This window comes from Streptomyces sp. CNZ287 (assembly GCF_007827615.1).
In genome coordinates, this window is the sequence record NZ_VISV01000002.1 from 415,565 (window position 1) to 433,656 (window position 18,092).

At 74.5% G+C, this 18,092-nt stretch carries 14 protein-coding genes and 2 pseudogenes; 11 read left to right on the top strand and 5 right to left on the bottom strand.

The features are described 5' to 3' along the window. The first annotated feature begins 14 nt into the window (after positions 1-14). From rhaS to FB457_RS06015, 5 genes are all read left to right on the top strand, one after another. Complete coding sequence (rhaS, locus tag FB457_RS05995) at positions 15-1,088, top strand: rhamnose ABC transporter substrate-binding protein (protein WP_125933704.1); 1,074 nt, start codon at positions 15-17, stop codon at positions 1,086-1,088. Further along, positions 1,088-1,423, top strand: coding sequence for an L-rhamnose mutarotase (locus FB457_RS06000; protein ID WP_145781079.1), 336 nt, complete (start codon positions 1,088-1,090; stop codon positions 1,421-1,423). The genes rhaS and FB457_RS06000 overlap by 1 nt, the downstream gene beginning before the upstream one ends. Positions 1,424-1,433: 10 nt before the next feature. After that, positions 1,434-2,900, top strand: coding sequence for a BNR-4 repeat-containing protein (locus FB457_RS06005; protein ID WP_145781081.1), 1,467 nt, complete (start codon positions 1,434-1,436; stop codon positions 2,898-2,900). Between the two features lie 8 nt (positions 2,901-2,908). Continuing rightward, entirely contained in the window at positions 2,909-4,354 is a 1,446-nt protein-coding gene (locus FB457_RS06010; protein WP_145781083.1) for an L-fucose/L-arabinose isomerase family protein, read from the top strand. Positions 4,355-4,430: 76 nt separating this feature from the next. Further along, complete coding sequence (locus tag FB457_RS06015) at positions 4,431-5,444, top strand: LacI family DNA-binding transcriptional regulator (protein ID WP_047014536.1); 1,014 nt, start codon at positions 4,431-4,433, stop codon at positions 5,442-5,444. Here the strand turns inward: FB457_RS06015 and FB457_RS06020 are convergent. Beyond that, positions 5,428-6,552, bottom strand: coding sequence for an NAD(P)-binding domain-containing protein (locus FB457_RS06020; RefSeq protein WP_047014535.1), 1,125 nt, complete (start codon positions 6,550-6,552; stop codon positions 5,428-5,430). The two genes, FB457_RS06015 and FB457_RS06020, sit on opposite strands and share 17 nt — an antisense overlap. Before the next feature lie 55 nt (positions 6,553-6,607). Between FB457_RS06020 and FB457_RS06025 the strand changes: the two genes are divergently transcribed. From FB457_RS06025 to FB457_RS06040, 4 genes are all read left to right on the top strand, one after another. Then, positions 6,608-7,030 (top strand): secondary thiamine-phosphate synthase enzyme YjbQ, encoded by a 423-nt coding sequence (locus tag FB457_RS06025; RefSeq protein ID WP_047014534.1) that lies wholly within the window; start codon positions 6,608-6,610, stop codon positions 7,028-7,030. A 152-nt stretch (positions 7,031-7,182) separates the two neighbouring features. Beyond that, positions 7,183-8,232: an endonuclease/exonuclease/phosphatase family protein gene (locus tag FB457_RS06030; protein ID WP_486588934.1), complete on the top strand. Its 1,050-nt coding sequence runs from the start codon at positions 7,183-7,185 to the stop codon at positions 8,230-8,232. Positions 8,233-8,461: 229 nt separating this feature from the next. Beyond that, a complete protein-coding gene (locus tag FB457_RS06035) occupies positions 8,462-10,690 on the top strand; it encodes a PEP/pyruvate-binding domain-containing protein (protein ID WP_486588935.1) in 2,229 nt (742 codons plus the stop codon). Between the two features lie 67 nt (positions 10,691-10,757). Further along, positions 10,758-11,645: a hypothetical protein gene (locus FB457_RS06040; RefSeq protein WP_145781088.1), complete on the top strand. Its 888-nt coding sequence runs from the start codon at positions 10,758-10,760 to the stop codon at positions 11,643-11,645. Between the two features lie 395 nt (positions 11,646-12,040). Here FB457_RS06040 and FB457_RS06045 read toward each other — a convergent pair whose 3' ends face one another. Next, complete coding sequence (locus FB457_RS06045; RefSeq protein WP_145781090.1) at positions 12,041-13,417, bottom strand: IS1380 family transposase; 1,377 nt, start codon at positions 13,415-13,417, stop codon at positions 12,041-12,043. Positions 13,418-13,641: 224 nt separating this feature from the next. Between FB457_RS06045 and FB457_RS35900 the strand changes: the two are divergent. Then, positions 13,642-13,995: pseudogene (locus tag FB457_RS35900) on the top strand (DUF6851 domain-containing protein); the annotation flags it as partial. A gap of 269 nt (positions 13,996-14,264) precedes the next feature. Here the strand turns inward: FB457_RS35900 and FB457_RS06055 are convergent. Beyond that, the gene (locus FB457_RS06055) at positions 14,265-14,951 is read right to left on the bottom strand and encodes an HAD family hydrolase (RefSeq protein ID WP_145781091.1); all 687 of its coding nucleotides are present in this window, start codon (positions 14,949-14,951) and stop codon (positions 14,265-14,267) included. Between the two features lie 62 nt (positions 14,952-15,013). Continuing rightward, positions 15,014-15,846: pseudogene (locus FB457_RS06060) on the bottom strand (right-handed parallel beta-helix repeat-containing protein). A 127-nt stretch (positions 15,847-15,973) separates the two neighbouring features. Here FB457_RS06060 and FB457_RS06065 point away from each other — a divergent pair. Beyond that, entirely contained in the window at positions 15,974-17,020 is a 1,047-nt protein-coding gene (locus FB457_RS06065; protein WP_047014530.1) for a lactonase family protein, read from the top strand. A gap of 106 nt (positions 17,021-17,126) precedes the next feature. On the opposite strand, the gene FB457_RS06070 is transcribed toward FB457_RS06065, so the two are convergent. Then, positions 17,127-18,032 carry a sirohydrochlorin chelatase family protein gene (locus FB457_RS06070; protein ID WP_173534816.1) on the bottom strand — a complete coding sequence of 302 codons (906 nt, stop codon included), beginning with the start codon at positions 18,030-18,032 and terminating at the stop codon, positions 17,127-17,129. Positions 18,033-18,092: the final 60 nt, after the last annotated feature.

Genomic DNA, 18,092 nt, shown 5'->3' on the forward strand with positions numbered 1-18,092 from the left:
AAAGGTTCACCCGCATGCGTAACAAGAGCCGCACCCTCGCCGCGACAGCCGCGCTGTGCGCCCTCACCCTGGCGGTCGGCGCCTGCTCGGGCACCACGAAGGACGACGCGGAGAACGACGCCAAGGAGCAGGCGTCCGACGCCACCGCGAACCCGGACGCGCCCCTGAAGAAGGGGCTGAAGATCGCGTTCCTGCCCAAGCAGATCAACAACCCGTACGAGCAGATCGTCGACGAGGCGGGCATCGAGGCGAGCGCCGAGTTCGACGCCGAGGCCAAGGAGGTCGGGCCCTCCGACGCGAAGGCGTCCTCGCAGGTCTCGTACATCAACACCCTCGTCCAGCAGCGCCAGGACGCCATCCTCATCGCCGCCAACGATCCCAACGCGGTCTGCGGCCCGCTGAAGACGGCCATGCAGCAGGACATCAAGGTCGTCGCCTACGACTCCGACACCGCCAAGGACTGCCGCCAGCTCTTCATCAACCAGGCCAGCTCCGAGGAGATCGGCCGCAGCCAGGTGCAGCGCATCGCGGAACAGCTCGACTACAAGGGCGAGATCGCCATCCTTTCGGCGACGCAGAACGCCACGAACCAGAACACCTGGATCGACTTCATGAAGGACGAGCTGAAGAAGCCCGAGTACAAGGACATGAAGCTGGTCAAGGTCGCCTACGGCGACGACGACGACCAGAAGTCCTTCCAGGAGACCCAGGGTCTGCTCAAGGCGTACCCCGACCTGAAGGGCATCATCTCGCCCACCACCGTCGGCATCGCCGCCGCCGCCCGCTACATCAGCACCTCCGACTACAAGGGCGACGTCGTGCTCAACGGCCTCGGCACGCCGAACCAGATGCGCAAGTTCATCAAGGACGGCACCGTCGAGGAGTTCTCCCTCTGGGACCCCAAGGACCTCGGCTACCTCGGCGCCTACGCCGCCGCCGCGCTGGCCTCGGGCCAGATCACCGGCAAGGAGGGCGAGACGTTCGAGGCCGGCCGGCTCGGCGAGTACACCGTCGGCAAGGACGGCGAGATCATCCTCGGCCCGCCGACCGTGTTCGACGAGAAGAACATCGACGAGTACGACTTCTGATGGCCGGCGCGGAACAGCGCCGCGTCTGCTTCCTGCTGAAGGTGCGCGCCGACCGGCTGGCGGAGTACCGCGAGCGGCACGCGGCCGTCTGGCCGGACATGCTCGCCGCGCTCTCCGCCGCCGGCTGGCGCAACTACTCGCTCTTCCTGCGCGACGACGGCCTCCTCGTCGGCTATCTGGAGACCCCGGACTTCGCCGCCGCGCAGGCCGCGATGGCCGCGAGCGAGGTCAACGCGCGCTGGCAGGCCGAGATGGCCCCGTTCTTCGAGGCGCTCGACGGCGCCGCGCCGGACGCGGCCGTACGCCCCCTGACAGAGGTCTTCCACCTCGACTGAGGACCCCCCCATGAGACTGCTCTCCCGCACGTTCGTGAAGCCCGCGCTCCTCACCGCCGCGCTGCTGCTGACGGCGACCGCCCTCCCGGCCGCCGCGGCGGACGCGGGACCCGCCGCGGCGCCGGGGCCGCCCCCGGCGCCCGGCCCGTCGCTGACCCGGATCGCCGACACCGAACTCGACCCGGAGGCCGTCTACTTCGTCTCGTTCGACGGCCTGGTCAACAACAGCTCGTTCACGAAGAACGGCATCCTCACCCACAAGCGGCACCAGTACGCGGCCTGGTACACCGCCGACCGCAGTGCCGTCGTCGCCCGCCGGGCGCTCGGCGACCGGGAGTGGGAGACCGTCACCCTGGACCACCGGCTGAAGTACGACGACTCCCACAACGTCATCTCCCTCGGCCTCTCCGCCGCCGACGGCCGGCTCCACGTCAACATGGACTCGCACGCCGACGGATTCTTCTACCTCAAGTCCGCGCCCGGGCTGATGAACCGGCCGGAGGCGCACGACTGGACGGCGGACGCCTTCGGGCCCGTGCAGACCTCGCTGGACGCTCTCCCGCTCACCGACCGCTTCACCTACCCCCAGTTCGTCGCCACCCCCGCCGGCGGGCTGCTGCTCAGCTACCGCGACGGCGTCTCCGGCAACGGCCGCAACGCGCTGGCCGCGTACGACGGAAAGCGGTGGCGCGCGCTCGGCCAGTGGTCGGGCTCCACCGGCACGTACACGACGGAACACGGCAGCAGCTCCGCCCGCAACATGTACCTGCACGGCATCGACTACGGACCGGACGGAACCCTGCACGCCTTCTACACCTGGCGCGAGCAGAACACCGCCGTCATGTGCGCCCCCGGCGGCCTCAGCAACCACGACACCGGTTACGTCCGCTCCACCGACGACGGCCGCACCTGGACCAACGCCGCGGGCGAGGCCGTCGGCACCACCGGCGGCCCCGACCTCGTCGCCTTCGACGACCCCGGCACCGTCGCCGACCCGCTCAACGCCGACCATGCGCTGATGAACCAGGAGCACCAGGCCACCGACTCCGCCGGCCGCCCGCACGCCCTCATCAGCTACGTCCCCGGCCGCTTCGGCCAGTGCTCCACGGACTACGTCGCCGACCGCAAGGCGAACGCCCGCACCTTCCACCTCCACCGCGACGACGCCGGGCGCTGGCACAAGACCGAACTCCCCGTGCCCCTGGCGTCCAGCCAGCGCTCCAAGCTCGCCTTCGACCGCTACGACAACGCCTACGCCGTGCTGCCCTACGGCCGGATCGCCGCCGCCTCCGCCGCCTCCGGGTGGACCGACTGGAAGGTCCTCTTCGACGGCGCGGACCTCGACGCCTTCGGCGAGGTGAACCTCGACGAGACCCGGCTCACCCAGGACGGCGTCCTGTCCTTCATGTACCAGCAGAAGTCCACCGGCACCACGCCCTCGCCCCTGCGCACCGTGGACTTCGCCCTGCCCCGCTAGGAGCCACCATGACGACCGCACGCATCCCCGCCACCGCCCGCCGTCCGCGCGTCGGCCTGGTCGCCGGCGGACTCGGCGCGTACTGGCCGCAGTTCCCCGACCTGCTGCCGCAGCTCAGGCGCTCCGCCGCCCGGGTGGCCGAGCGGATGGCGGGGTTCGACGCCGAGGTCGTCGACGCCGGCTTCATCTCCGACACCCCCGGGGGCGCCGCCGCGGCGGAGAAGCTGCGCGCCGCGGACTGCGACCTGATCGTCGGCTTCCTCACCACGTACATGACCGCGACGATGCTCGTCCCCGTCGCCCAGCGCAGCGGCGCGCCGGTGCTGCTGATCAACCTGCAGCCCACCGAGGCGATGGACCACGCGAGCTTCGACACCGGCCAGTGGCTCGCCTACTGCGGCGCCTGCCCGCTGCCCGAGATGGCCAACGCCTTCGAGCGCTGCGGCGTCCCCTTCCGCTCGGTCTCCGGCCATCTGGAGGACGAGCGGGCGTGGGCCAGGATCGGCCGCTGGATCCGGGCGGCGGGGGTGCGGGCCGTGCTGCGCGGCGGCCGGCACGGGCTGATGGGCCACCTCTATCCGGGCATGTACGACGTCTCCACCGACCTCACCATGGTCCCCGCGAACCTCGGCGGCCACGTCGAGGTGCTGGAATTCGACGACCTGCGGGTACGGGCCGCGAAGGCCGGCGACGCCGAGGTGGCGGCGAAGCTCGCCGAGACCCGCGAGGTCTTCGACCTCGACGCGACCGTCGACCCCGACGACCTGGCCTGGGCGGCGCGGGTGTCGGTGGGCCTCGACCGGCTCGCCGCCGACTTCGACCTCGACTCCCTCGCGTACTACCACCGCGGCCTCGACGGCGAGACGCACGAGCGGCTGGGCGCCGGCATGATCCTCGGCGCGTCCCTGCTCACCGCCCGAGGCATCCCCGCCGCGGGCGAGTACGAGCTGCGGACCTCGCTCGCCATGCTCGTCGCCGACCGGTTCGGCGCCGGCGGCTCCTTCACCGAGATGCAGGCGCTCAACTTCCGCGACGGTGTCGTGGAGATGGGCCACGACGGGCCCGGGCACCTGGCGATCAGCGAGGGCCGGCCGCTGCTGCGCGGCCTCGGCGTCTACCACGGCAAGCGCGGCTGGGGCGTGTCCGTGGAGTTCGACGTACGGCACGGGCCGGTCACCGCCGTCGGCCTCGGCCAGTCCCGCGACGGGCGCTACCGGCTCATCGCCTCCACCGGCACCGTCACCCCGGGACCGCTGCTGGCCATCGGCAACACCACCTCCCGCGTCGACTTCGGCCGGGATCCGGGCGAGTGGTGCGACGAGTGGAGCGCGAGCGGAGTCGGCCACCACTGGGCGCTGGCCACCGGCCACCTGCTGCCGGAGCTGCGGGCGCTCGCGGATCTCGCCGGGCTGGACCTGGTGGAGGTTGCGGGGAGTGGCGAGGGCGATGCGTAGCATGAGCGACGGGCCGCGGCCGGGGCGCGCCGCGTACGACCGGCTGGACGGCTGAAGGGGAACGCGCGTGGGGCGCATGGTGGGCATCAAGGACGTCGCGCGGCACGCGGGCGTCTCCGTCGGCACCGTGTCGAACGTCATCAACCGGCCGGACAGCGTGGCCGCCGCCACCCGCGAGCGGGTGCAGGCGGCCATCGACCGGCTCGGCTACGTACGCAGCGAGTCGGCGCGGCAACTGCGCGCCGGGCGCAGCCGCATCATCGCGCTGCTCGTCCTCGACATGACCAACCCGTTCTTCGTCGACGTCGCCACCGGCGCCGAGCGCGCCGCGCGCGAAGCGGGGCTCGGCGTGATGCTCTGCAACAGCGCGCAGAGCCCCGCCGAGGAGGCCGAGTACCTGGGCCTCTTCGCCGAGCAGCGGGTGCGCGGCGTGCTCGTCACCCCGGCCGACACCAGCGGACGCACGCTGGAGTCCTTCGGCCGGCACGGCATCCCGTACGTCTTCGTGGACCGCACCGTCGCCAGCGCCGACGCCTGCTCGGTCTCGCTGGACGACGTCCAGGGCGGCGTGCTCGCCGCCCGTCACCTGATCGGCGCAGGCCACGGCTCCCTGGTCTACGTCAGCGGCCCCATGCAGCTCCCGCAGTGCCAGGACCGCCACACCGGGGCTCTGGCCGCCCTCGCCGAGGAGGGGCTCGGTCCTGAGGCGCTCATCCACGTCGAGACCGAGCAGATGGACGTCGCCGCGGGCCGGGACGCCGGGGCCAGGCTGCTGGGCATGTCGCCGCGCCCGTCGGCGGTCTTCTGCGCCAACGACCTCCTCGCGCTCGGCGTGCTCCAGACCCTCTTCGCGGCGGGCGTCTCGGTGCCCGGCGACATCGCGCTCGTCGGCTACGACGACATCGAGTTCGCCGCCGCGGCGGCGGTGCCCCTCACCTCGGTGCGCCAGCCGGCGCACCGGATGGGCCGGGAGGCCGCGGAGCTGCTGATCGAGGAGACGGAACGGGGCGTGGAGGACCACGACCACCAGCGGATCGTGCTCCAGCCCGAGCTGGTGGTCCGCAGCTCCAGCCTCAGACAGCAGCGCTGACGGCGCCGGGCTCCGCGGGTACGGGCCCGGGGCCGCGGCCGGGCGTGCCGGCCAGGAGCCGGGTCAGCTCGCGGACCGCCGCGCGGCCGGCGCGGTTGGCGCCGATGGTGCTCGCCGACGGGCCGTAGCCCACGAGGTGGATCCGCGGGTCGCGGGCCGCGCGGGTGCCGTCCATGCGGATGCCGCCGCCCGGCTCGCGGAGCCGCAGCGGCGCCAGGTGGTCGACGGCGGCGCGGAAGCCCGTGGCCCACAGGATCGCGTCCGCGCCGAAGACCGTCCCGTCCGCCCAGGCCACGCCGTCCGGCGTGATCCGCTCGAACATCGGCCGCCGCACGAGCACGCCGGCCGCCCGCGCGGCGCGTACCTCGTCCGTCAGCGCCAGACCGGTCTCGCCGACCACGCTCTTCGGCGGCAGCCCTGCCCGTACCCGCTCGTCGACCCTGGCGACCACCGCGCGGCCCCAGTCCTCGGTGAACGGTCCCTCCCGCCACACCGGCGGCCGGCGTGTCACCCAGGCGGTCTCCGCCGCGGTCCCCGCCAGCTCCAGCAGGTGCTGCGTGCCGGAGGCGCCGCCGCCGACGACCACCACGCGCTGCCCGGCGAAGTCCTGCGGGCCGCGGTACTGCGCCGTGTGGAGCTGCCGGCCGCGGAACGTCTCCTGGCCCGGGTAGCGCGGCCAGAACGGCCGGTCCCAGGTGCCCGTGGCGTTGACCAGCGCCTGCGCCGACCACGTGCCCGCGTCCGTCACCACCTGTAGCCGCCCGGTCTCCGCCCCGGCGCCCTCGCGCACCTCGGCGACGTTCACCGGCCGGCGCACGGGCAGCTCGAAGGCGCGTTCGTACGCGCCGAAGTACTCCGCGACGACCTCCGCGGCCGGCCGGGTCCCGTCCGCCTCGGCGGCGGTCAGCGCCATACCGGGCAGGTCGTGCACGCGGTGCGCCTTGCCGTACGTGAGCGTCGGCCACCGGAACTGCCACGCGCCGCCGGGCCCGGGGGAGTGGTCCAGGACGACGAAGTCCAGGCCCGCGCGGCGGAGGAAGTACGCTGCCGACAGCCCGGCCTGCCCCGAGCCGATCACCACCACCTGCGTCCGTACGATGCCGCTCATGTGTGCGCCAACGCCCGTGGCGGCACGGATCTTCCCCATGCGCGATGCTGGCCCCATGACCGACGTCTTCACCACCCACGCGCTGCGGATCACCACGGGGTCCGGCGAGACCGTGCACGACCTCACCGCGGAGTGCGACGCCTTCCTGCGTGAGGCGGCCGACGGCCGCGACGGGCTGCTCAACGTCTTCGTCCCGCACGCCACCGCGGGCATCGCGCTCATCGAGACGGGCGCGGGCAGCGACGACGACCTCCTCGCCGCGCTGCACGACCTGCTGCCCGCCGACGACCGCTGGAACCACCGGCACGGCAGCCCGGGACACGGCCGCGACCACGTGCTGCCCGCGCTGGTGCCGCCGCACGCCACGCTGCCGGTGATCGGCGGCCGGCTGGAGCTGGGCACCTGGCAGTCGGTGGTGCTGGTCGACACCAACCGCGACAACCCGCAGCGCAGCGTGCGGCTGTCCTTCCTCGGCTGAGCGCGGGCCGCCTGACGGGGCGTAGCGCAAAGGAGGTCGTCTGGTGCCGATCCACTTCCGATGACACCATTCCCAGCGATCACCTGGGCTCCATCTCTCCCATCTGCCGTGGGCCGCAAGGCTGTTCGCGGCCGAGAAGGAAGGACGCTCCCATGCTGCGACGCAGGGCCCACGCCGTCTTGCCGGCGCTGCTGCTCACCGTGGCCGCCGCGGCGCCGGCCGCCGCCGGTCCCGCACCGGCGGCGCCTCCGTCCAGGGACGCCTCCGGCGCACCGGTCGGATTCCTCACGTACAACATCTGCGGCAACAGCCCGAACACCGCGGACTGCTCCGCGACCCGCGAGGTGGAGAAGAGACGCGAGGCGGTCGTCGCGCACGCCCGCGCGGAGAAGAGCGACTTCGTCTTCCTCCAGGAGGTCTGCTCGCAGCAGTTCGAGACGATAGGCCGGGCCCTGAAGGGCGACGGCTACCACGGGCACTTCGTCGAGACCTTCCGGCGGCCCGGCGTGTGCGACGTGAAGGAACCGGACGGCACGGTCACCAAGGGCGTGTACGGCATCGCCGTCTACGCCAAGGGGCCGATCACCCCCGGCGAGGCCGTCACGATCGACCCCGACGACGACTACACCCGGCAGTACTCCGGCCCGGAGGCATGGCACGCGGCGTGCGTCGAGGCGGAGATCCGGGGCCGGAAGACCCGCGGCTGCTCGGTCCACCTCTACCCGCAGTACGACGGCAAGCCGCCGGACATCAACGCCAGGCAGGCCGCCAACCTGGCCGCCCACCCGTGGCTCGGCGCCGGCACCCCGGTCGTGCTGGGCGGCGACTTCAACCCGCTGCACCGCACCGACACGATCCCCGACCGCACCACCAGCCCGCGCTCCACCGACCTCGACCCCTTCTACCGGCCCGGGCTGGGCGGCAGCGGCCGGCTCATGGAGGTCGACGAGACCGACGCGGCCCGCTTCGACGCCACCTGCAAGGCCGCTGCGCCGCGGCCCCGCGCCTGCCGGTCGGGAGAGCCCACGCACCTCCGCCAGTCGGCGGAGGTCAAGGAGGCGAAGCTCGACTACATCTTCGTGGACCGGGACCACTTCGGGAACGTCAGGGGCGACGCGCTGCCGCGCGACAGCGAGATCTCCGACCACTACGCGCTCGTGGGCTCCGCCACCGTCAGGCACGGCGACGGCGAACAGCGGTAGCCCGCGCGTGCCCGGGTCCACTCGGGGACATCCCTGAGGAATACCTCCGGCCGCTCGCGGCATACTGATTCGTAAGCAACCCGGTCGAACCCGCCGGGTCGCCGCGGCGGTTCCCCGTTGACTGCCCCGCGACGGCCCGGCCGGCTCCCTCCGCTACCCGGGACCGAGTCGGGCGTGCGGCCCCCCCCCGCAAGGGGCGCGCGCACGAGGGGCGGAGGTGGAGCCGCTGATGGCGACCGAAGCGGAGCGGACGGCGGACGCGGATCCCGCGGCACGCGCGGCGGATGCGGACCAGGCGGCGCGCGCCGCGCGTACGGAACGGGCCGCGGGCGGGGCGTGGCCGGCGGTGCTCCCGCTGCACGCACGACCCGCCCGGGATCCCGGCAGCGCCGGGGCCAAGGCCGCCAACCTGGCCCGCGCCGCCGCCGCGGGGCTGCCCGTCCTCCCGGGCTTCGTGCTCACCGACCCCGCCCTCGCCCCCGGCGCCCCCGCGGGACCCGGCGCGCTGTACGCCGCCTGGCGGGATCTCAGCGAGGGCGGGCGGCGGCCGCTGATCGTACGGTCCTCCTCCGCGTACGAGGACGCCGCGGACTCCTCGATGGCCGGCTGGTACGAGACCGTGCCGGACGTCCGCGGCTGGGACGACTTCGCCGCCGCCGTCCGCCGCGTGCTCGACTCCGCCGCCCGCGGGCTCGTCGGCCCCGCCGCCGCGCCCCGCGAGGCGCCGCTGCGCGCCGGGGCGCCCGGGCGCATGGCCGTCCTGGTGCAGCCCATGCTGCGGGCCGCGGCCGGCGGCGTGATGTTCGGCGCCGACCCCGTGGCGGGACGCCACGACCGGCTGCTGGTCAGCGCCGTCGACGGCGGCCCCGGCACCCTCGTCGACGGCACCGCGCAGGGCGTCCGCTACCAGCTCACCCGGTGCGGCCGGCGGATCGCCGCCGTCCCCGCGGAGCCGCCGGGCGCGCGCCTCCTCGGCCGCGGGCGTCTCGCCCGGCTGGCGTCGCTGGCCCGGCGCGCGGAGCGGGTCTTCGGCGAGCCGCAGGACGTCGAGTTCGGCTTCGACGCCGACGGGCGGCTGTGGCTCTTCCAGTCCCGGCCGATCACCGCGATGCCGCCGCGCCCGCCGCGTACCGCCCGGCTGCTGGGCCCGGGGCCGGTCGCCGAGACCTTCCCCGCGGTGCTCCAGCCGCTGGAGGAGGACCTGTGGGTCGCGCCCATGTCGCACGGCCTGACGGTCGCCCTCGACATCGCCGGCACCGCGCCCCGGCGGCACCTGCGCGCGCTGCCCGCCGTCACCACCGTCGACGGCCGGGCCGCCGCCGACCTCCGGCTGCTCGGCGCGGTCAAGTCCGCCCATCCGGTACGGGACTTCATGAACCCGCTGCGCGGCGCCCGGCTCCTCGGCGCGGCCTGGCGCACGGGGCGGCTGCGCACCGCGCTGCCCGTGCTCGCGCGCGACCTCATGGCCGAGGTCGACGAGCAGCTCGCCGGGCTGCCCGAGCCGGCCGCGATGGCCGGCGGCCGGCTGCTCGACGCCGCGGGCTGGGGCCGTACCGTGCTCTCCGCGCTGCACGCCCAGGAGTCGCTGGCCGGCGCGCTGCCCGGCGCGGGCACCGGGGCCACCGCGGCGGGGGAGGCGCTGGCCGTGCTGGCGGAGGTGCCGCGGCAGGACGCGGCGCACGACGACGCCGAGCTGATCGCCCGGCACCCGGTGCTGCTGGCGCTGCTGCCGCCGGCGCTCGGCGCGGCGCCGGCGCTGCCCGTGCGCACCCGGTGGAGCGGGGTGCCGCGCGGGGTGGGCGCGTTGCCGGTGCGGGAGGGGCTGCGGCTGCGGATCCGGTGGGTGCAGGAGATGCAGAGCCGGGTCGTCGCGGAGCTGGCGGAGCGGCTGGCGGCGGCGGGTGCGCTGGACGGCGCGGCGCGGGTGGCGCTGCTGCGCTGGCCCGAGCTGGTCGCGCTCGCGGACGGCAGGGGACTGCCGCGGGACTTCGCGGAGCGGCTGCCGCGGCCGGAACGGCTGGGGCTGCCCGCGGCGTTCCGGCTGGCCGGCGGGCGGCCGGTGGCGGAACCGCAGGATCCGGCGGGCGCCGGGCCGGCGGCGGGCGGCGGGCAGGGCGCGGGCGGCGGCAGCGGCGCGGGGGTGGCCTGGGACGGTGCGGGGGAGCGGCCGGAGCGGGCGGTGCTGGTGGTGCCGGTGCTCGACCCGGGGCTCGCACCGCAGCTCGCCGGGCTCGCCGGACTGGTCGCGGAGACCGGCAGCGCGCTGTCGCATCTGGCGGTGCTGGCCCGGGAGTTCGGGGTGCCGACGGCGGTGGGCGTACCGGGGGCGGTGGAGCGCTTCCCGCCGGGTACGGCGCTGGCGGTGGACGGCACGACGGGTGCGGTGACGGCCGCCGGGGGCGAGGCACGTACCGGCGGCGACGCGGCCCACGGGGACAGTCCCGGGGCGGCGGCGTGACCGGCGGGCGACGCTGCCGGGACGATCGCGTGCCCGACCGCACGCGCGGCACGGCGGGGGAGGCGGCGTGAAGTACGCGGGCTATGTCTTCGGCGGGCTCTCCGGCGCCGCCGCCGGGGGCTACTTCGTGCTCTACCTCTACCGCTGGGAGTGGCAGCGCGCGCTCATCAGCGGCGTGCTGCTGCTGGCCGTCGAGGTGCTGCTCGTCGGCATCGTCCTGCACGCCCGGGTCTCCCGGCTCCGCCGCGAGGTCGCCGAAGGACGCGACCGCACCGAGGAGATCCTGCGCGGCCTGGCGCGCACCAGGCCCGATCCGTCGCCGCGGTTCCGCTGGCTGGAGGCCCGGCGCCGTGACGGCACGCACCGCACGTACGTCTTCGTGCCCGTGCTGATGGCCGCGGGTGCGGTGATGTCGGCCGCCGCCTGGGCGGTGCAGAAGCTCGCCTCCGCCGCCGGCGGCCCCGGGGACCGCCGCACCGCCGCCCGGCTCGCGGGACTGGCGGCACCGCCCGGCGGCGTGGGCCGCGCGGAGCCGCTGGAGTCCCGCCCCGCGGTACGGCGCCCGCCCCGGGTCCGCACGTTCGTCGTCGCCGTACTGGCCCTGACCGCCCTGGCGTTCGGCGTCGGCCGGCTCGCGGACGCCACCCAGACCCGGCCCCGGGAGCGGCCCACCGCGGCGGCGACGACGGTCGTCTTCGAGGTCGCGGTGCGCGGCTCCGCCGACGCGGCGGCGGGCCGGATGGCCGCGCGCGACCTGTGGGAGAGCTGCCGCCGCGCGACCCGCGTCCCGGCGCGCCACGCCCCGCTGAGCCGGCTGGAGGGCGACCTCTGGGTGGGCAGCGTGCGCCCGGCGCTCGGCGACCACGACCGCATGCGGCTGCGCGGCTGCCTGGACGACGCCACCGCCGAGCGCACCACGGCGAAGGTTCTGGGCGACGGCCAAGTCGGCGGCTGAACACCCGCGGGTATTTCGGGAAATCCTTCGCCGGTTCCGTCCTTTTCCCTCGCTGAATGCGCGTGGAAAGGATCCGGTCAACCCCCCTGAAGGCTCCGATCCGAGTAGTGCGGACTACTCGGTCGCGCGGTGGACCGGGCGGCCGAACTCAGGAGCCTTTTCACGGGGATTCGCGCGGCCCGTACGCGCTTCGCATTGTTCCTCGAATTAACGGAAGCTCTAACCTCGATGTTGCATGAGGGTCCGTCAGCTTGCTGGCGGACCCTTTTCGGTGAGTGTTGGTGGGGATTTTCGCAGTCTGGGCAGGTTGAGTGCCCGGCTGTCGCGTCGGGTGTGCGCCGGGTTCCACGGCTCCGGTCGGGGTGGTGCTGCTCGCAGGGATGGGAACGTGCTGGTCAGCCGGGGTTCGGGAGGACGTGGAGCCGGTCCAGGGCATCGGTGATCACGTCGGTCCAGGGCCAGTGCCTGGCCAGGCGGAGGTAGCGGCGTCGGCCGGTGGTGACGAGCTGGGCGGCGGTGGAGAACAGGCGGAGCCGCAGGCGGCGGGGCTCCCAGAGCCGGGCTTGGCCGGTCAGGGCGAGCAGGGGCATCCAGGCGAGCAGGTCGAGGGCGATCTGGATGATCTCCAGCCAGATCTGGTTCTGCGCGGTGTCGTGGAGGGGGAGGTTGCGCAGGCCGGTGGCGCGGGCGGCGCGGATGCGGTCCTCGGCCCGGGCCCGCTGGCGGTGGCGCAGTTCGAGGGCGGCGATCGCCTCGTCGGCGGTGTTGGTGGCGAAGCAGGTCAAGCGCATGCCGTCGGCGTCGGTGAAGCGCAACTGGGCGCCGGGGTGCGGCCGTTCCTTGCGCACGATCAGCCGCAGCCCCTTCGGCCAGCCCATCAGGCAGTCGCCGGCGAGTTCGGCGACCCAGGCGCCGTCGCGGACATCGCCGTCAGGTTCGACGGCCGGTGTCCAGGCCGAGGCCGGGACCTTCGAAACGGCCTGGTGGATGGCGTCGGTGATGGTCATCCCGACCGAGTACGACAGCCACCGCCCGCGGGCTGCGAGCCAGGCGACGAACTCGTGGGTGCCGCCGCCGGAGTCGGTGCGGATCAGCGTCTGACGCCCCCGCCGGAGCCGTTTCGGCAGCTGGGCCAGGGCCAGTTTCGTGGCCTCGATGTGGTCGGCGGCGGTGTTGGAGCCCGCGTTGCCGGGCCGCAGCAGGCCCACGACCGGCTCGCCGGACCCGCCGCGGCCGTGGTCGACGAACCCCATCAGCGGGTGGTGCCCGAAGGTCTTCTTCCAGGTGGCGGCGGCGTCCTGCTTCTCGGAGTGCGCCAGGACGAGGACGCCGTCGATGTCCACGATCACCTGCCCGCCCGCGTCTGGCGCTGCATCACCGGCCAACCGCCATACGTGTTCGCGTACTTCGGCGCGGGCAGTGCGCAGCGCGGCCAGGACCCGATTGCCGCCCGAGGCCAACTGTCCGACCAGGCGGGAGACCGTTGGGTCGGAGGCCACCAGCCCGAACACGGCCGGCTCGGCCCGCAGCAGGGCCACATCAGCCAGGCAGTCCCCGCCCAGCGCGACGGCGAGCGCGACATCCAGCAGGATCTTGCCCGGATCGTGCACCGCCCGCGGCTTGTGCCACGGCTCAAGCGCCGCCGATATCGCTGTATCCAGACCGGTCTTGCGGACGGTCTCGACCAGCAGCACCGCACCGGCCTGCGAAACCACTCCGCGACCACCGCCCTCGACGCAGACACGCGGATAGGACCCGATACGCTTCTTCACCTGGAAAGTGCCTCCGGTGGTGGCGGGAACAAGGACCTCAGCAATCCTCATTCTCGCTGGTCAGAGGCACTTTCTGTTTTCTTGACCACCAGTCGGACAGCTCGCCTCGCGAAAGCGTGAGGCTAAGGAAACTTGAAAGCGCGGCGCAGGCGCACGGCGATCTCGGCCTGGACGACCTCGTCCACCTGCTCTTCGGCAGCTCCGTCGCGATCTACGATTCGCTCGTGGCGATCTGGCACTACAAGGCCACGTATGACGCCGTCCGGCCGTTCAGCGCGGTCCGGCACGTCTACGGCAGCCGCCGGGTCACCTCCTGGGGAGGCGTGGGCAAGGGCACGGTGCGCGACATGCCCGCCGACGAGTGGACGAGCTACTCAACGCCGGCGACCAACCCCGAGTACCCCTCCGGCTCCGGGGGCGTCTGCGCGGCCCAGGCGCAGGCGACGCGGCGGTTCTTCGACGACGACGTGCCGGACTGGACGTCCCGGGCGCCGGCCGGGTCGACGATGGTCGAGCCGGGGACCACCCCGGGCGCCGACCTCGCGGTGCACTGGGACACCTGGACGGAGTTCGTCCCCGACTGCGCGTACAGCCGGCTCTGGGGCGGCGTGCACTTCTCGAAGACGGCGGAGCGGTCCCATCCCGTTCGGCGAGCAGTTCGGGGATCTGGCCTACGAGTTCGTGCAGCGGCACGTCAGGGGCGAGGTGGCGGAGGACTGACCCGGGCCACCGGGACGCGGGGAGCGCGGGGCGGTGCGGAACCACGGCACCGCCCCGTGCCCGGCTGCCGTGCGGCGCGCGTCCGCGCGGTACGCCCGGCCCGTACGCTCCGGTGCGCAGCCGCGGGTCACGATCCGCCCGTCACCCACGCGAACGCCCGCTCCGCCGAGAACTCCCGCTGCCCGTCCCGGAACACCAGCCCCGCACCCGACCCGACCGCCTCGTCCGCCTGCTCCGGCAGATACGGCACCGCCACGCACCGCATCCCGGCCCGGCGCGCGGCCTCCCACCCCGGCCGCGCGTCCTCCACCACCGCGCAGTCCTCCGGCCGTACGCCCAGCCGCCGGGCGGCCTCCAGGAACACGTCGGGCTCCGGCTTGCCCCGCTCGACCTCCTCCGCCGAGACCAGCGTGGGAAACAGCCCGTCGAGCCCCGCCGCGGGCAGCACCGCCTCGATGGCGGCGCGCGAGGAGCCGGACGCGACGGCGATCGGGCTCCCGGCCGCGCGCAGCATCTCGGCGAACGTCCGCATCTGCGGATACGCATGAGTCGACGCCCGCGCCAGTTGCAGATACACCGCGTTCTTCTCCGCCATCAGCTCCGCCGCCGGCGCCGCCAGCGCATACCGCTCGCGCAGCGTGCGCATCGTCTCCAGGGTGCCGACGCCCAGGAAACCCGCGTGCTCCTCCCAGGTGAAGCCCGTGACGCCGTGCTGTTCGAGCACACGGCGCCCGGCCTCGTAGTAGTTGGGTTCGCTGTCGACGAGGGTGCCGTCGAGGTCGAAGACGACGGCGGTGGTACCGGTGGCGCTCATACGGCAAGCATGCCAAGCCCGGCATGAAGCGGACGCCCCGGGCCCGTCGGCCGGGGCGGCGGTCAGCCGGTGACCGGGACGCCGGGGTTGACCAGGCCGCGGCCGCCGCTGGCGGTGCTGCTGCCGGAGACGGTCACGGGGCAGTTCAGCGCGTCGTGGTTGGTGACGTCGATGGCGTACCGGTCGGGGCCCGTCGCGCCGCCCAGGCCGGACCGCGGAACGGGGCGTTGCAGCCCCAGCCGTCCTGCACCTCGTGGGTCTGGTAGCCGTCGTTGGCGGTGCCGCGGCCGGTGTTCTCCGCCACCAGCACGTCGTCGCCCGTGATGCCGACCCACGAGTCGTCGTAGTCCGCGCCCGTCAGGCCGCTGCCGTCAAAGGTGTTGCCGATGATCCGGGCGCCGGTGGTGCCCTCCTTGATGTCCACGTTCCCGCCGCCGGCGCCGGGGCCGATCGTGTTGCCCTCGATGAGGATGCGGTCGCTGCGGTCGCCGGTGCCGCCCGCGCTGCCGACGTAGACGCCCTCGCCCATGCCGCGGCCGTTACGGCCGGTGTCGTAGATCCGGGAGTCGGTGGTCGAGCCGTCGGAGCTGGAGTTGCGGAAGTGCACGGCCTCGGTGTCCAGGCAGTGCACGGTGACGGAGGCGATGTCCACGTGGCAGGCGGCGTCCGTCACGATGCCCTACTGGCCGCCGGTGACCGTGAACCCGGTCAGGTTCCGGTACGAGGCGCCGTCCAGGTGCAGTCCGTAGCCGCCGCCGGCGGAGCCGGTGATGTCGACGTTGCCGCGGTACGTGCCGTCCTCCATACGGATGGTGTCGCCCGGTCCCGCGTGTGGGGGGATCTCACGGTCCGCGGCCCCTGCGCGGACCACATTGTGCTGCACATCCCCCCCGATGCGGTAAGGGCCCGGCGGGGCGGGACCGGGTGGGGAGCGCAGGGGTGAGGGAGACAGCCGGACGGCCGGGAGATCGTCGGGTAGGGTCGCCCGGACCGGCTCCGGACCTGCTGGAAGGGGAAAGCGCATGGGTGAATCGGTTCTGCGGGCTTGTGTGGGCTCGTTCTCCAGTCGCGGCGGCGCCGGGATCACCGTCGCCGACATCGACCCGGGTACGGGCGCCCTCACCCCGCGGCACTCGACCGACGCCGTCGCCGACCCCTCGTTCCTCGCCGTCGCCGACGGCGGCCTGCTGTACGCCGTGAGCCAGACCGAGGGCGGCAGTGTGGCCGCGTTCCGGCTCGCCGACGACAAGCCCGAGCCCGCCGGCGACCCGGTGCCCGTCAGCGGCGACCACCCCGCCCACCTCGCGCTCGCCGGCGGCCACGTCCTGACCGCCAACTACACCTCCGGCAGCTTCAGCACGGTGACCGTCAACCGCGACGGCACCCTCGCGGGTCCCGCCGCGCTGCTGCAGCACGAGGGCAGTGGCCCGGTCACCGAGCGGCAGGAGGGACCGCACGCCCACCAGGTGGTCCCCGACCCGACCGGCCGCTGGGTCCTCGGCGTCGACCTCGGCACCGATTCCGTGCTCGTCTGCGCCCTCGACGCCGACCGCGGCGCCCTGCGGCTGAACCACGAGGTGCCGCTGCGCCCGGGCACCGGCCCGCGCCACCTGGCCTTCCACCCGGAGGGACACCGCGTCTACGTCGCCTGCGAGCTGGAGCCCGTCGTCACCGTCTGCTCCTGGGACGCCGCCACCGGCACCCTCGAACCGCTCGCCGAGGCCCCGATGCTGACGGACGAGACGGCCGCGGTGGACGAGACCCCGTACGCCTCCGGCATCGCCGTCTCCCCGGACGGCCGCTTCTGCTGGACCGCCGTCCGCGGCCCCGACGTCGTCGCCACCCTCGCGCTCGGCGACGACGGCGGCGTCCGCGGCCTCGTCTCGAACGTCCCCTGCGGCGGCACCTGGCCGCGGGACCTCGCGATCGACCCGGGCGGCCGGCACCTCTACGCGGCCAACGAGCACTCCGGGGACGTCACGTGGTTCGACATCGACAGCGAGAGCGGCACGCCGCGGCGCTCCGGCTCGGCCGCGCTGCCGGCGGCGTCGTGCGTCGTGTTCGCCTGACCCGGGCGCGGCGGACGGCCCGTACCCCGGGCGCGCGGACGCGGTCCTGAAGCAGCGGAGCCGCCGGCGTGCGCCGGCGGCTCCGGACGATGTCCTGCGGGGTACGTCAGCGCAGCGGCGACCCGGCGGGCTGCGGCGCGATGCCCAGCGTCGTCGTGTACTGCGTCAGCGCCAGTTGCCCCACCGACGGGTACGGGCCCAGCGGCTCCGCCGCCTCGCACGCCGCCTCCTCGGCCGCGGTGGCCAGCATCCCCGCGGGCAGCTCGGGGCCCAGCGCGTACGGCGCGAGCGCGAGCCGGGCGGAACCCGAACTGCGCAGCGACTCCGCGACCTTGGCCACCGCGCCCGGCTGGTCCAGCGCCGCCGCCATCACCGGCACCGCCAGCCGCGCCGAGAGCAGCATGCCCGTCACGCCCGCCGCCTGCACGGCCTCCTCGCCGCCCACGGCACCGAGGATGATGCCGTCCGCGGCGGTCGCGACCGTGAACAGCCGCGCGCGGTCCGCGCGGGCGAGGCCCGCCTCGGAAAGACGCACGTGCAGCGCCTCGGCGAGCAGCGGGTGCGGCCCGAGGACGTCGGTGAGCTCGACCGCCGTCCCGCTCGTCGCGACCGCGTCGCGCAGCCGGTCCAGCAGCACCGGATCGGGGCCCGCGAGCAGCGGCACCACCACGGCCACCGGCACGTCCTCCGCCACCTCCAGCGTCCCGGCCTCGGCGTGCGCGGCGCGCTGCGCCGCGGCCTGCGCGAGGACCGCCGTCAGCGGCGGGAACTCCTCGTTCTCGCCCTCGGCGTAGGCCACCCGGCCGTCGAGCCCCGGAAGGTCGGAGCGGGCGATGCTGAGCACCTCCTCCGCCATGCCGCGAATCTCCGCGGACGGCGCCCCGGGCACGGCCAGGACCAGCGCCGGCGCGCCCTCGGGCGCGCTCGGCCGCTCCGGCTTACGGTGCCGCCCCGGCTGACGGCGGGGCATACGTACGGGCAGACCGGCTGCGTGTCCATCGGCAGAGCTCATGGCGCCGCATGCTAACGCCTCACCGCGGTCCGCCACATGCCCGGGGTCGCCATTCGCCCG